The sequence below is a fragment of the Neisseria sp. N95_16 genome (assembly GCF_002551535.2).
Classification (GTDB): Bacteria; Pseudomonadota; Gammaproteobacteria; order Burkholderiales; family Neisseriaceae; genus Neisseria; species Neisseria brasiliensis.
Genome location: NZ_PDBT02000065.1, coordinates 1 through 14380, shown reverse-complemented (window position 1 = coordinate 14380; position 14380 = coordinate 1). Strand labels below are relative to the sequence as shown.

Annotated in this window: 18 protein-coding genes; 7 read left to right on the top strand and 11 right to left on the bottom strand. The window is 46.7% G+C overall.

Going from position 1 to position 14380, the window contains the following annotated elements:
• Positions 1 to 562 precede the first annotated feature (562 nt).
• Complete coding sequence (locus CRG49_RS10045; RefSeq protein WP_095503341.1) at positions 563 to 2086, top strand: fumarate hydratase; 1524 nt, start codon at positions 563 to 565, stop codon at positions 2084 to 2086.
• A 184-nt stretch (positions 2087 to 2270) separates the two neighbouring features.
• Positions 2271 to 3686 carry a PhoH family protein gene (locus tag CRG49_RS10040; protein ID WP_095503340.1) on the top strand — a complete coding sequence of 472 codons (1416 nt, stop codon included), beginning with the start codon at positions 2271 to 2273 and terminating at the stop codon, positions 3684 to 3686.
• 222 nt (positions 3687 to 3908) lie between these two features.
• Here CRG49_RS10040 and CRG49_RS13590 read toward each other — a convergent pair whose 3' ends face one another.
• Both CRG49_RS13590 and yciA read right to left on the bottom strand, forming a co-directional pair.
• Positions 3909 to 4127: an MmcQ/YjbR family DNA-binding protein gene (locus CRG49_RS13590; protein ID WP_232727251.1), complete on the bottom strand. Its 219-nt coding sequence runs from the start codon at positions 4125 to 4127 to the stop codon at positions 3909 to 3911.
• Positions 4128 to 4267: 140 nt separating this feature from the next.
• Positions 4268 to 4723 carry an acyl-CoA thioester hydrolase YciA gene (gene yciA, locus CRG49_RS10030; RefSeq protein ID WP_095503339.1) on the bottom strand — a complete coding sequence of 152 codons (456 nt, stop codon included), beginning with the start codon at positions 4721 to 4723 and terminating at the stop codon, positions 4268 to 4270.
• A gap of 135 nt (positions 4724 to 4858) precedes the next feature.
• Here yciA and pip point away from each other — a divergent pair, with 135 nt between their 5' ends.
• Entirely contained in the window at positions 4859 to 5794 is a 936-nt protein-coding gene (gene pip / locus CRG49_RS10025) for a prolyl aminopeptidase (RefSeq protein WP_095503338.1), read from the top strand.
• Positions 5795 to 5831: 37 nt separating this feature from the next.
• On the opposite strand, the gene CRG49_RS10020 is transcribed toward pip, so the two are convergent.
• The 3 genes from CRG49_RS10020 to CRG49_RS10010 form a co-directional block, all read right to left on the bottom strand.
• Positions 5832 to 6836, bottom strand: a complete 1005-nt coding sequence (locus CRG49_RS10020; RefSeq protein WP_195714686.1) for a phosphoethanolamine transferase — start codon at positions 6834 to 6836, stop codon at positions 5832 to 5834.
• Between the two features lie 152 nt (positions 6837 to 6988).
• Complete coding sequence (locus CRG49_RS10015) at positions 6989 to 7405, bottom strand: hypothetical protein (protein ID WP_154143274.1); 417 nt, start codon at positions 7403 to 7405, stop codon at positions 6989 to 6991.
• A gap of 72 nt (positions 7406 to 7477) precedes the next feature.
• A complete protein-coding gene (locus CRG49_RS10010; protein ID WP_095503335.1) occupies positions 7478 to 8011 on the bottom strand; it encodes an inorganic diphosphatase in 534 nt (177 codons plus the stop codon).
• Between the two features lie 193 nt (positions 8012 to 8204).
• Here CRG49_RS10010 and phoU point away from each other — a divergent pair, with 193 nt between their 5' ends.
• Positions 8205 to 8900 (top strand): phosphate signaling complex protein PhoU, encoded by a 696-nt coding sequence (gene phoU, locus CRG49_RS10005; protein WP_095503334.1) that lies wholly within the window; start codon positions 8205 to 8207, stop codon positions 8898 to 8900.
• A gap of 228 nt (positions 8901 to 9128) precedes the next feature.
• Here the strand turns inward: phoU and nudB are convergent, their stop codons facing one another.
• The 6 genes from nudB to CRG49_RS09975 form a co-directional block, all read right to left on the bottom strand.
• Positions 9129 to 9584 (bottom strand): dihydroneopterin triphosphate diphosphatase, encoded by a 456-nt coding sequence (gene nudB, locus CRG49_RS10000; protein WP_095503333.1) that lies wholly within the window; start codon positions 9582 to 9584, stop codon positions 9129 to 9131.
• On the bottom strand, positions 9581 to 10966 hold the full coding sequence (locus tag CRG49_RS09995; RefSeq protein ID WP_369832037.1) for a mechanosensitive ion channel family protein: 1386 nt from the start codon (positions 10964 to 10966) through the stop codon (positions 9581 to 9583). The genes nudB and CRG49_RS09995 overlap by 4 nt, the downstream gene beginning before the upstream one ends.
• Positions 10967 to 11183: 217 nt before the next feature.
• Positions 11184 to 11696 carry a helix-turn-helix domain-containing protein gene (locus CRG49_RS09990; protein ID WP_198515157.1) on the bottom strand — a complete coding sequence of 171 codons (513 nt, stop codon included), beginning with the start codon at positions 11694 to 11696 and terminating at the stop codon, positions 11184 to 11186.
• Positions 11671 to 12024 (bottom strand): hypothetical protein, encoded by a 354-nt coding sequence (locus CRG49_RS09985; RefSeq protein WP_095503330.1) that lies wholly within the window; start codon positions 12022 to 12024, stop codon positions 11671 to 11673. Before CRG49_RS09985 ends, CRG49_RS09990 begins: the two co-directional genes overlap by 26 nt.
• Positions 12025 to 12088: 64 nt before the next feature.
• A complete protein-coding gene (locus CRG49_RS09980; protein ID WP_095503329.1) occupies positions 12089 to 12388 on the bottom strand; it encodes a hypothetical protein in 300 nt (99 codons plus the stop codon).
• Between the two features lie 188 nt (positions 12389 to 12576).
• Positions 12577 to 12930 (bottom strand): AraC family transcriptional regulator N-terminal domain-containing protein, encoded by a 354-nt coding sequence (locus tag CRG49_RS09975; RefSeq protein WP_095503328.1) that lies wholly within the window; start codon positions 12928 to 12930, stop codon positions 12577 to 12579.
• Between the two features lie 240 nt (positions 12931 to 13170).
• Between CRG49_RS09975 and CRG49_RS09970 the strand changes: the two genes are divergently transcribed.
• From CRG49_RS09970 to CRG49_RS13945, 3 genes are all read left to right on the top strand, one after another.
• Entirely contained in the window at positions 13171 to 13356 is a 186-nt protein-coding gene (locus tag CRG49_RS09970; RefSeq protein WP_095503327.1) for a hypothetical protein, read from the top strand.
• Positions 13357 to 13502: 146 nt separating this feature from the next.
• Positions 13503 to 14099 (top strand): hypothetical protein, encoded by a 597-nt coding sequence (locus CRG49_RS09965; protein WP_095503326.1) that lies wholly within the window; start codon positions 13503 to 13505, stop codon positions 14097 to 14099.
• 110 nt (positions 14100 to 14209) lie between these two features.
• Positions 14210 to 14380 (top strand): helix-turn-helix domain-containing protein (locus tag CRG49_RS13945; RefSeq protein WP_157807888.1); only part of this gene is annotated, 171 nt, incomplete at its 3' end.

Below are 14380 nucleotides of genomic sequence, written 5' to 3'. Positions count from 1 at the left end.
AAACTTTTGCTCTGAAATTTTGCTGAACTTTTGATACTTATTTTTTAGTTTCATATTAGGAGCTTATCAGGTTTTTTGATGATTTTGCTTCCTAAGCCCCTAAAAAAATGGAATTTAAAATTGATGAATGGTTATGTTATTTAATTTCATTGATTGAATGTAACTTGATGTTGGTCAAACGCTGCCGTTAAAAAGATGACAAAAATTTTCTGATTGTGTAGTTTACATTATCGCAAAAGGCCGTCTGAAAACAGTGTGATAGCGAATTGTACTTGCAAAACAGTGTGCTATCATATTTATTGGATGGTATAGGCAAAGTTTAACGCTTGCCTTGATGAAATGTAAGATTATTCCAGATTGGAGTCCAGATAAAAGATTGATGTTCTCAAATTCTGAGTAAATTTATCAATTATTAAATTGAAGTAAAATCAAAAGATTAGCAAATGCAGGCTGTTTTTCTGACTTAAAAACAAGCACTATACAGCCTACCAATAGGCCGTCTGAAAACAGACTCTGCCCACAACAACACAAACCAAACTTTTTTATCTAAAAAGGAACTGCCATGACCATCATCAAACAAGAGGATTTCATCCGCAGCATTTGCGATGCCTTCCAATTTATCAGCTATTACCATCCGAAAGATTACATCGACGCACTGTATCAGGCGTGGCAGAAAGAGGAAAATCCGGCGGCCAAAGATGCGATGACGCAAATCTTGGTCAACAGCCGCATGTGTGCCGAAGGCCACCGCCCGATTTGCCAAGATACCGGCATTGCCACCGTGTTTTTGAAAGTCGGCATGAATGTGCAATGGGATGCCGAAATGAGCGTGGAAGACATGGTGAACGAAGGCGTGCGCCGTGCCTACACTTGGGAAGGCAACACCTTGCGTGCTTCAGTATTGGCCGACCCTGCGGGTAAACGCCAAAACACCAAAGACAACACCCCGGCCGTGATTCATATGAGTATTGTACCGGGCGACAAAGTAGAAGTGACCTGTGCGGCCAAAGGCGGCGGCTCGGAAAACAAATCTAAATTGGCGATGCTAAACCCTTCTGACAACATCGTCGATTGGGTGCTGAAAACCATCCCAACCATGGGCGCGGGCTGGTGTCCGCCGGGTATTTTGGGCATCGGTATCGGAGGCACACCTGAAAAAGCCGTGTTGATGGCCAAAGAATCGTTGATGGATCACATCGACATTCAAGATTTGCAAGCCAAAGCCGCATCAGGTGCCGAATTGTCGACCACCGAAGCGCTGCGTTTGGAATTGTTTGAAAAAGTCAACGCATTGGGCATTGGCGCACAAGGCTTGGGCGGCTTGACCACCGTGTTGGACGTAAAAATCTTGGATTACCCAACCCATGCCGCCTCTAAACCGATTGCCATGATTCCAAACTGCGCGGCCACCCGCCACGTTGAATTTGAATTGGACGGTTCAGGCCCAGTAGAACTCACTCCGCCAAGCGTAGAAGACTGGCCGGACATCACCTACAATCCCGACAACGGCAAACGCGTTGACGTGAACAACCTGACCAAAGAAGAAGTAGCCACTTGGAAAACCGGCGATGTATTGCTGCTCAACGGTAAAATCCTGACCGGCCGCGATGCCGCGCACAAACGCATGGTCGATATGCTCAACAAAGGCGAGCAATTGCCGGTTGATTTCACCAACCGCCTGATTTACTACGTAGGCCCGGTTGATCCAGTGGGCGATGAAGTGGTGGGCCCGGCCGGTCCGACTACCGCGACCCGTATGGATAAATTCACCCGCCAAATGCTGGAACAAACCGGTCTGCTCGGTATGATCGGTAAATCCGAGCGCGGTGCCGCCACTTGCGAAGCCATTGCCGACAACAAAGCCGTGTATCTGATGGCGGTGGGCGGCGCGGCCTATCTGGTGGCCAAAGCGATTAAAGGCGCGCAAGTGCTGGCGTTCCCAGAATTGGGTATGGAAGCCATTTACGAATTTGATGTTAAAGATATGCCGGTAACGGTAGCAGTCGATAGCGACGGCCAATCCATCCACGCCATCGCGCCGAAACAATGGCAAGCCAAAATCGGTATTATTCCGGTGGAAAGCTAATCAGGTTTAAATCATCAAAGGCCGTCTGAAAACAGAGTTTTCAGACGGCCTTTTTTCATATTTGTCACAATCAATTCATCTATAAACCTATTAAAATCAAGGCATCTATATTGCTTTCATGCCGCTGTAACACAGCTTTGCCAAACAGAAGCCGATTTCACCACAACCATAAAAGGAACACACAATGTCTCCAAAGCTCACCGGTGGCGGCCGCAAGCTGTTTATTCTCGATACCAATGTGATGTTGCACGACCCGTCTTGCCTGTTCCGTTTTCAGGAACACGACATTTTCATTCCGATGGTGACCTTGGAAGAAATGGACAACCACAAAAAAGGCTCGTCCGACGTGGCGCGTAATGCCCGTCAGACCAGCCGTTATCTGGATGAATTGCTTAATGCCGAGCCACATGGGCTGCATCAGGGCATTGCGCTGAATGTATTGGGGCATGCCGATGCCAAAGGTAAATTGTTGCTGCAAACCGAAATGCTGCAAGCCGATTTGCCCGAAGTATTGAGCGGGCAAACCGGCGATAATCAGATTTTGGCGGTGGTGATGAGTTTGTCGCACCGCATTTGCGGCGATTACGATTATGTCGCGCTGGTGTCGAAAGACATCAATATCCGCATTAAAGCGCGCACGCTGGGGTTGAATGCCGAAGACTACATCAACGATAACGTATTGGAAGACAGCGATATTTTATACAGCGGTTTGCGCAGGCTCACGCCGGAATTTTGGGCAAACAACGGCACGCATTTGAATTCATGGCAGGAAAATGGCCGCGCCTATTACCACATCGAAGGCAATGATACGCCGCATTTACTGCTCAACGAATTATTGGTGGATGAACACGGCGAACCGCCTTTGAGCGCACGTGTTATCGAGCAGAACCACGGCAAAGTGTTGCTCGAAACCTTAAAAGATTACAGCGGCCGCAACAATGTATTCGGCATTTCCGCCCGCAACCGTGAACAAAATTTCGCCTTGAATTTATTGATGGATCCCGAAATCGATTTGGTGACGATTTTAGGGCAGGCCGGTACCGGCAAAACGCTGCTGACGCTTGCTGCCGCGTTGACACAAACCTTTGACGACAAGCGCTACAACGAAATTATCATGACCCGCATCACCGTGCCGGTGGGCGAAGACATCGGCTTTTTACCGGGCACGGAAGAAGAGAAAATGAATCCGTGGATGGGCGCGCTGGAAGACAATTTGGAAGTATTGACCCAACAAAACGACGGCGACGAATTCAGCGCGTGGGCGAAAAAAGCCACGTCCGACTTAATCCGCGCCCGCATTAAAGTGCGCTCGCTCAATTTTATGCGCGGACGCACGTTCCAAAACAAATTCGTTATCATCGATGAAGCGCAAAACCTGACCGCCAAGCAAATGAAAACCCTGATTACTCGCGCAGGTGAAGGTACGAAAGTGGTGTGTTTGGGCAATTTGGCGCAAATCGACACGCCGTATCTTACCGAAGGCAGTAGCGGCTTGAGTTATGTGGTGGAGCGGTTTAAAGGTTGGCAGCATTACGGCCATATTACACTGCAACAAGGCGAGCGCTCACGTTTGTCGGATTTTGCGGTGGAAGTGTTGTAGGCTAAAGAATAATCATGCCGAGACCTTTGCAAACTCCCCATCTTTGGCACATTTCTTCGTTATGCGCTGCTCGAAAGCTTGCCTATCTTCGTGATATGTCTGCGCTTTCTGCGCTGCTATAACTTCGAACTGCACTCAAATCTGGGGTTTTGCAAAGGTCTCATGCCGTCTGAAACGTTTCAGACGGCATTTTATTTTCCTAAAAAAGAGAGGCACATTTCATCACTTTTGCGTCAGCGCAAAACTTTGCGCCAGCAATTCCCACACCAAATCCGCATCTACTTCCGCTAAAACCAAGCTCACCCAATGCGTTTTGTTCATGTGGTAAGCCGGCAAAACACCTGGCATCTGCCGCAAGCTGCCGACCATTTCCGGCGGGCATTTCACGTTTAGCAAAGCCACATAGCCATCGCCTTTACGGCCGATTTTTTCGACAGCCACCGGCAGATAAGCGCCGAATCATTTCTGTTTGCCAGCAGCATGGCGGAACACGGCGTATTCGGGAAATTTCGCCCACAAATACTGCGGCTCGGCGCCGAAGCGCTTTGCAATGCCGCTGAATAAAGTTGCCTGATTCATATTCAGACGGCCTGTTTCGGCGATAGAAATGCATCCAAGCGCGGATTATTGTCGCGTGGAATAGGGCGCGGGCGGCCTTCGTGGTCGATGGCAACGAAGGTGAACACCGCTTCTGTGACCAGCTCAAGCGGAATATTCGGCTCATCGGCGACAAACGGCTTCACCCACACTTCCACTTCGATTTTCAGCGAGGTATTGCCCACGCCCAAACAACGTGCATACACGCCGACCACATGGCCGACTTTGACCGGCCGCAGAAAGCTCATTTCTTGCACCGAAACCGTGACAATCCGCCCCTGCGCGATTTCCGCCGCCAAAATGCCACCGCCCAAATCCATTTGCGACATAATCCAGCCGCCGAACACATCTAAATTAGTGTTGGTGTCTTTCGGCCGCGCGACCGTGCGCAGCATCAATTCGCCTTCGGGCTTGGCGTGTGTGGTTTGATTTTCGCTCATGTTTCTTCCTTTGTTGTCATACCAATCAAACTTTATTTTACGATGAAAACAGGCTGTCTGAAACCTTTATCCCGACTTTCAGACGGCCTGTTTTCAATGCTAAAATTTTGTTCCACTTTAAATCAGGATTTTCCCATGCACCCGATTCGCGAACCGCACCGCAGCGGCTTACTGCCCGTATCCGCACGCCATCAAATTTATTGGGAAGAATCCGGCAATCCCGATGGCTTGCCGGTGATTTTTCTGCACGGCGGCCCTGGCGCAGGCGCTTCGCCGGCGTGTCGCGGATTTTTCCATCCCGATGTGTACCGGATTGTGATCATTGACCAACGCGGTTGCGGCCGCTCGCTGCCTTATGCCTGCATCGAAGACAACACCACTTGGGATTTGGTGGCCGACATCGAAGCCGTGCGCCGCATGCTCGGCATTGAGAAATGGCTGGTGTTCGGTGGCTCATGGGGCAGTACGTTAGCCTTGGCCTATGCCGAAACCCATCCCGATCGCGTGGCCGGATTGGTGTTGCGCGGCATTTTCCTATGTAGGCCGTCTGAAACCGCTTGGCTGAACGAGCAGGGTGGTGTCAGCCAAATTTATCCGCAGCAATGGCAGCAGTTTCTTGCCCCAATTCCCGAACATAAACGCAGCAATCTGATTGCTGCGTATCACGAATTATTACACGGCGAAGACGAACAAGGCCGTCTGAAAGCAGCCAAAGCATGGGCAGATTGGGAAAGCTATTTGGTGCAATTTGAACCGAAAGACGTGGATAAAGACGCGCAAGAATCGCTCGCCATCGCCCGCATAGAAACGCATTATTTTGTGCATCAAGGCTGGTTGCAAGGCGATAAAGCGATTTTGAACAACATTAATCCAATCCGCCATATCCCGACCATCATCTGCCAAGGCCGCTACGATTTATGTACCCCAATGCAAAGCGCATGGGAACTGGCGCAAGCCTTTCCCGAAGCCGAATTGCGCATAGTGCAGGGCGGACATTCTTCGTTTGATGAGGCCTTAAGTACGGCATTAACGCAAGCAGTCGAGGATATATCGGCCAAACTGGGAGGGTAAAGCGAAAGGCCGTCTGAAATTTTCAGATGGCCTTTGTTTATGGTTTTAATGAGACATCATCCTCTAATCTGTTATAAGGAATTATTTTTTCCCAATCAAATACTTTAATTTCATTTGTAGGCTCTTCAGAAAAAAAGCGATAAGGGAGCTTGAGTTTGGGCTCATCAATTCCCAGCCACTCGGCAAAACCATGAATAAAGTAGAAACCACTGCGTGCAGCTTGTTGTCGAGACTGATGTGTGTCATCACTGGAAATCCTGATAAATGGCACATGATAAGCCTGTTTTTGTTTAGGAGAGTTGGTTAAAGTTACATTGGCAGAGTTTTTATTAATATGTGCTAAACCATGGTCTGATAAATAAATCAGAGAATAACTGCCAGTCGCTTGCAATGCTTTAGTAATTTCTTCTATCAATTTATCTGTTTGCTTGAGCGTTTCTAGATAGCAGGACATTTCTTTGCTTTTAAATGTTTCTGAAACCGGCTGTATCAGTCGTTTGCAGAAGTCAGGATGTGAGCCGTTGATGTGAAAAACATATAAAGATGGTTGCTTTGATTTCTGATAGTTGGCTAAGGTTGTTTTGAAATCGTCTAACACAATCATGTCACTGAATTTTCCAATTTCTGCCCGTGGTGCATTAGGTTCATAAAATTTGGTATATTTCGCTTGAATACCTACTCGTGAAGCTGCAGTATCGGCATCTTGTCCTGTTGGTTGGGTTGAAAACCAGTATGTTTGGAACCCTGCAGCATTTGCCAGTGAGATAATATTATTTGAAAAGATTGCCTGATTTTCGTGGGTAAGGTGTAGCATACGTGTTAATGATAGCTGTGTATTGGGTGATGGTGCGATAAAGTTATCTAAGATTAAGCCGTTTACATGTTTGAGATAAGGACTGGTATCAATTGGAAAACCATAGGGCGATAAATAATCAGCACGAACGCTTTCTCCAATAATCAGAACATAATTTTGATAATGAGGATGGACATTTTTAATTTTCCAAACAGTTTCATCGGAAAGAAAATGTTTGGCTTGTGCCATCTCATCCTGATATTGTTTGATGGCTTGGAACGTTTTAATATAGAAATGGATGTTGGATACAAGAGTGTTATTTAAATTAAAAGGTTGGTGTCGTTTAAGTGTGGTAGTAGTAGGTTTATGTAAAACCAATAATATGAAAATACTAAACAAAATCAGCTTGCTGTGATAGTTAAACCAGTATAATTTGCTTGCTTGCTTGCTTGCTTGCTTGCTGCAAATAATACGGTTAAACCGCTTAAGAATACGGTAAGTCCCATTAACCAGCTTTTAAGTGGTAAGGTGCTGATGAATTCCAAACTTTCATTAGAGTTAGTTTCAAAAGCAGAAGCAATAAGCCCGATATTGATATTGCCGTACAGTTGTGCGATAGGAGCAAAACAGGTGCATACAATCAGATTTAATAGAAAAACAATTTGAAATAAAGATTTATTCAATTGAAATAAGGCGTACCAAAAACAGGCCATTGCTAAAAAAGTACCGTCTTCTACAGAATAACCTAAGCTAGGGACGGTACTTAACGAGAAAATAAAAATGGTGATAAATAAGCCATATTGTTTAAGTATAGACATAAGTAATCCTTTATATATAGACGCCGTCTGAAAAACATTTTCAGACGGCATCTTTTCATTCAAGCACATCAATTAAGCCTGTTCGTTCCAGCGCTCAATCGACTCTTTAATCACTTTTTTGGCTTCTTCCACATCGCCCCAAGATTCAACTTTGGTGGTGCCTGCTTTTTTCAGGTCTTTGTAGTGGTTGAAGTGGAATTCGATTTGTTTGATCAATTGTTGCGGCAGGTCGGCCAGTGATTGGTAGGCGTTGCCGTTGTTGCGGTCGTCAGCCGGTACGCAGACGATTTTGTCGTCCACTTCGCCGTCGTCCACGAATTTCATCACGCCGATCACACGGGCTTCTAAGAAGATGCCGGTGGCCAATGGCTGCTCGGTCACCAACAATACGTCGAGTTCGTCGCCGTCTTCATCCAAGGTTTGCGGGATAAAGCCGTAGTTGGTCGGTTTGGCGAAAATTGCAGGCTCTACGCGGTCGAGTTGGAAAGCGGCCAATTTGCGGTTCCATTCGATTTTGTGGTTGCTGCCGCAAGGGATTTCGTTGACTACGTTGATGATGCCGCCGTCTACATCGCCCGGGGTCAGGATTTGGTTAAAATCTGCCATGTGTGTTTCCTTTGAAAATAGGTTGGGTTAAACGGGCAAAGTATAGCAAACAAAAGGCCGTCTGAACATTGGGCAGGGTTGGTGTGGTGGCAAGGGGCTTATTTATGACAATAGATGCGCGTTGAAATATTTTTGTCAAAATATTGTCATAATAACCTGATATTTTAAGGGCTTCTTAATCTAGGAGACGAGAATGTCCGAGCATATTTCATCGCATTTCCATCAGGAATTGGAACAGGTGCGCACCGATGTATTGGCCATGGGCGGTTTGATTGAGCAGCAGCTCGGACAAACTCTGGAAGCCTTCAATGATGCCAACAAGGAAATTTTGGCGCAGGTGGTGCAAAACGACGATAAAATCAATGAGTTGGAAGTATCGATTGATGATGCCTGCCAAACGATTTTGGTGCGCCGCCAGCCGACTGCCAGTGATTTGCGTTTGGTGTTGACTGTGAGCCGCGTGATTGTGGATTTGGAGCGTATGGGCGATGAAATCAAGAAAATCGCTTTGCACGCCAATGGTTTGATTGCGAAGCACCATGTCAGCTACAAGCAGCTTTATGATACGCGCCGTTTGTTGGAAATGACGGTGCCGATGTTGCGCCAATCTTTGGATGCGTTTGCACGTTTGGATGATGAAACCATTCTGAAAATCAATGAATTGGATAAATCTTTAGACATGGCCTACCACAATCAGTCGCGCGCCTTGCTGACGTATATGATGGAAGACCCACACAGTATCGGCATCGGCATGGAAACGATGTTGATGAACAAAGCGGCCGAGCGGATTGGCGATCATGCGAAAAATATTTGCGAACATGTGGTTTATTTGGTGCGCGGTATTGATGTGCGCCATGTGCCGGTGGATGAGATTCACAAGAATTTTTAAGGCCGAGACCTTTGCAAAACCCCAGATTTGAGTGCAGTTCGAGGTTATAGCAGCGCAGAAAGCGCAGACATATCACCTAGATAGGCAAGCTTTTGAGCAGCGCATAACGAAGAAATGTGCTAAAGATGGGGATTGTGCAAAGATCTCAGGCCGTCTGAAGGTTTGGGGAATGAATCTGCTGCGTTTCCCGAAAAAAATGCCGTCTGAAATGTGTTCAGACGGCATTGATTATTTGTTCCCCAGCCTTTTTTGCAAAGCCAAAATCGCCCGTTTATTCGATGGCGAAAACACTTTTTCCGCCGCTTCTTCGGCGCTAAACCAGCCATACGCCACATGTTCCGCCGCTTGCAGTGTGATGGCCGTATCGCGCGGAATTTCAGCGGAGAAGATGTGTTCGCGGTTTTCAAACACGCCTTTGGGGTAGCGGTGGCGCCAGTGGTGGTAGATTTCATAGACCGTGCTTTCATGCCAATCAATCAATTGGCCGTCTGAAAGCGAAATGCCGGTTTCTTCCCATACTTCGCGCTTGGCAGTTGCGGCGATGTTGTCGTCTTCCGGTTCGATGCTGCCGGTGACGGATTGCCAAAAGCCTTGCGGGGCGGTGCGCTCGATTAAAAGAATGTTGCCGTCTTTATCGTGCAGCACCACCAAGGCGGAGACGGGGTATTTCAGCGGTTTGCTCATCGGTCGTCGTGTTCCGCGTCGAAATTTTTGTCGGAACGCGTATCTTTTTTCACTTCCATACCGGCGCGCATCATGGCGACATTATCGGGTGCGCGCTCTTCATTGAGAATGCGGATTTCGCGTTGCGGGAACGGGAACTCAATGTCGCTTTCGTTAAAGCGTTTCCAAATATCCAGCAAAATTGCTGAAAACAGGCCGACAAAGCCGTTCTCCGGGTCTTTTACCCAAAAGCCGACACGCAGATTAACGCCGTTATCGCCGAAGCTGATTAAAAAAGCTTTGGGGGCAGGGTCGGTTTGTATGCGTTCTTGTGCCTTAGCGGCTTCTTCCATAATTTTCATCGCCAAAGTCAAATCGGTGTGGTAAGCGACTTGTACGTCAATGCTCTGCCACAAAGATTTGGCGGTGTAGGATTCGTTGATTACGGTGGAGGTGATGAACGTCTCGTTCGGAATCAAGGCTTCGCCACCTGCGACGCTTTTTAAGACCACAAAGCGCGAAGTGATTTTGGTGACATAGCCGGTGAAATTGTCCACCGTCAAACGGTCGCCCGGGCGGATGGAGCGGTCGCCCAAAATGATAAAGCCAGAGATGTAGTTGCTCGCCACTTTTTGCAGGCCAAAACCAATGCCGACACCCAGCGCACCACCAAATACTGATAACACAGTCAAATCAATGCCCACCAGCGGCAATGCAATCAAAATCGCCAACACAGTTAAAAATGCTTTGACAACTTTCGACATCACGATGCGCAGGTTGAGATCCATGTGCTCGTTTTTCATCAGCCAGCCTTCAATCAGGCGGCCCAGCCACATGGCAAAGGTTAACACCACCGCCACCCACATCAGGCCGGTGAGAATGGTGTACACGCTTAAATCAATCGAGCCTATGCTCAGCTTGGTATCTTTTAAAATACCGAGAATCAAATCATCGATACCCGACACCCAAATCACGAAACACACCCACAATGTGCCGGATAAGAAGCGTTCCAGCCAGTCGGTCACCTTATGGCTTGGTAATGCGGCATGCACCAAAGACAACACCAAGCGAATCAGAATCATCCAGCGTGCGGCCATGATGAGTAAGCGTAGCCATAGCGAGCGCAATTCGAACAAATTCCATGTATAAAGCGCGATAATCGAGCAAATCAGCAGCAAAAAAGGCCACAGCAAGCGGTTGCCAATATGGCGGACACTTGCCCATTTTTTGCCGGGCAACACCGGATATTTGCGAATCAGAAATTCCGACAAATAATAAGTCGCTATCATCAGCGCAACGGTAATGCCGATTTCCAGCCAGCCGATGGGTTCGCTGAAGCTGCGTTCCAGCAGGTGGGAAGTGAATTGGTTACGTGCAAACAGATTGAAGAAAAATTCTTTCAAACCGTTGCCGGTTGATTCCAAAAGATGATTGGCGGCTTCACTTACAGGTTTGGCCGCGTTGGCAGATGAAAAAAGCATAAGCATTCTCGTGAATGAGTCGGAATAGGGTGGCGCTGCAAAGGGTAGATCGCGGCCAGATAATGGATTTTAGCATTTCTTTTGAGAAAGAAAGCAGATATGCGTTAAGTAGGCGATTTATTTGAATGTATTGTGAAATTCAGACGGCCTGTTGGTCTTCTTTAGGCGTGGTGCCAAACATGCGCTTGTATTCGCGGCTGAATTGGTTGGCGCTCTCGTACCCCACCTGATAGGCGATTTGAGTAATGGGCAAATCACGTTTCAAAATCAGGTTTTTGGCATGATTCAGACGAATTGATTTTTGATACTGCAAGGGCGTATAGCCGGTAATCATCTTGAAATGTTGATAAAAAGCCGATTGCCCCATGCCCGATAATTCGGTTAAGTGGGCAACGGCTAATTTTTCCGCCCAATGCACCTGCAGATAATGGCAGGCTTTTTTAATTTTCTGCAATTGGCTGTTTTGATTGCAAAAAGCGAGCAAATGATTTTTCAGACGGCTTTCAAGTAAATAAAACGCCAATTCTTGTTTGTAACATTCGGCTAAGGCATGGCGCGTGGGGGAAGATGCATCCAGCAGTGCAATCAGGCGGCGCAAGCAATCTTGGATGGCCGGCGATATGCTGTCAAATCCTACCCCGAAAACCGGCACATTGTCGAGGTGCGATTCGCCACGGCAATCCGGGAAAGTTGGTATCGAATTTGGTTAAAATTTTCACCATATCCCGATAGGCTTGGCACAGTTTTGTATGGGTATCCAATTTGGTATACCGGTTAAACAAAAGATAATCGGCGGATTTAATATTCACCCTCCCTGTTAAACCAGTTTCCCACAACGCTCCTTTGTCAGCATCCGAAAACCAAATAACATCATCATCTAGGCATGTTGAATTGATTTTGACCGGGATAACTGTCTCACCGTCTTTCGTGTAATAGCCATAACGAAGGGAAACGAACCCTATTTCTTGCGCAATAGACATTTCAATATCTCATTTTATATAGATACAAAAAAGGCTGCAATTTAATGCAGCCTTTCGGGTTAGCTTAATTGGTTGCGTTAGCTGCCGGTTGAGTATTGTACTTCCGAGCATACTCCAAACGTGCTTGCTCACGCGCTTTCGCGCGAATTGCCTCAATTCGTGCTTGACGACCTTCGTCATAAGCCTGATTCAACACTTTTTGACGACCTTCGTCATAAGCTTTTTGAATAGTCGCTTGGTTTTTTGCTGCCAATTTTGCACCATGCGCACATGCATCAGCAAAAACGCCGCAATCATTGCCTGCAAAAGAGGTCGCTGAAACAAACAATGCGACCAGAGGCAACAGAATGTGTTTGGTTTTCATACGACCTCCTTTATTTAAAGGTAAAGTTAAAACATAAATTTCTCTGTACTTTACTTTACCATAAAATCAAGACATGTCAAGACTCACTTGGCTTTGATTGCTCTGATTTTTTTCCAAACTTTGCATTTCAGCGGCAAGTTCCGCTTGCAAAATGCGCTCCTCTTCTTCTTTGTCGATTGAATTTGCACCTACCTATTGCTGCGCAGCGAAGTTTGCGCAGCAATGTCGGCCAGCCATTGCTCATCTAACACCAAACTCACGCCCGTAAATTGCGCGTGGGCATGGGGCAGAAAGCGGGTTGAAATGGGCAGTTGGAACGGAATAAACAGCATATCGCCGCCACGCGCAATGAAAGAGCGGTCACCCAGCCGCATATTTTGTTCGCCCGATAAAATAAATGTTACGGTGGTGTATTCGGAAATTACATCGATTTCGACCGGCGGCTCAGTCGCATGCACCATGATGCCTTCAAAAGGCGTAAGGCTTGTTTGATTAAGGGTTTGAATATGTCGGCTGATGCTTTCAATGGCTGCAGAATCCATAATAAAATCTTTTGATACGACAAAACGATTCTAAACAATTCGTAGGATTAGGCAAGTTTTTTAAAGAATCGGGCAAGTATTGTCCATTAAGATATTTATAATAAAAACAAATTAAGCCCATAAAAAAATCTCATAAATAAAAAGATAGTGCGCTTTACACTTTTCACTCATCAATATGCCGTCTGAACTTTTCAGACGGCATATTGAAATACGCTTTGCAAACAATGAAAGGATCTTGCCATGGAAATCCGCAGCCATATTTACTGCCCGAATTGTCAATTCGCTTACTGCCACCATACTCCCGATGGTTTGCTGCAATGCACGCAATGCGGCCATACTTGGCAAGAAGCGCAGCAAGAATTGGCAAAACACGTTGCCTATCAAAATGGTGAGGTTAAAGAAGTCAACCCTGAAGGCGATTCATAATAAATGCAGCTTTATGCGCTGATGCTAAATTTTTGATCAATCGGAATGGATGGATTTTCGAAACGGCTGTATGTGTGCGATAATGGTTACAAAATGAGTTGATGGCTTCAATAGCGCCATTTTGTCCGTTTTCAGAAAAGAACATCATGCAAAATATCCGTTTCCCCTTAAATTTCCAATTCAAAATTTTCACACCGTCGAACGATTTTTCTGTGTTCGATGCCGATGGCAAGGAAATTGCCTACACGCGGCAGAAGATTTTTAAAATCAAAGAGTCGGTGCAGATTTTTCGCAGCAGCAGCGACAAAACTGAATTGTTCAACATTCAGGCCGACCGTATTATTGATTTTAATGCGGTTTATACCGTGCGCGATTCAAGCGGCAAGCTTATCGGTAAAATCCAGCGCCACGGCATGAAATCGTTGTGGAAAACCAGCTATGTGCTGTTTGACGAGCAGGGGCGCGAAGTATATCAATTGCGTGAAACCAATCCGATGGTGGCGTTGGTCAACGGTTTGATAGGTGAGATTCCGCTGCTTGGTTCGCTGACCGGCTATTTTCTCAACCCGACTTACGCACTCACTGCGCCAGATGGGCAGGAAGTGTATCGCCTGAAAAAAGAGCCATCATTTTTTGAGCGTAAATTCAGCTTGGAGAAACTCGGCCAAACCGATGAGCGCGATGATGTGTTGGTGTTGAATGCGGTGATGATGGTGATGTTGTTGGAGCGTGGTGACGGGTAAATGGTTTAAATGAAAAGGCCCTTACATTCGCCTAACAAGTGCAATTTCCAATAACAGAAAAGGCCAGTATGCGGTAGTATACTGCCTTTCCTGACAAGAAAGATTGCAATATGGCCTACACACAACTGACCTCACACCAAAGATACTACATTTCCAGACATTACCGCAACCTACCCCTAAACCAAATCGCACAGAACATCGGTTGTCATCCCGCCACCGTCAGTCGGGAAATCAGACGGCATTCCGTCAACGGAACCTACTGTTACCGAAAAGCACAACAG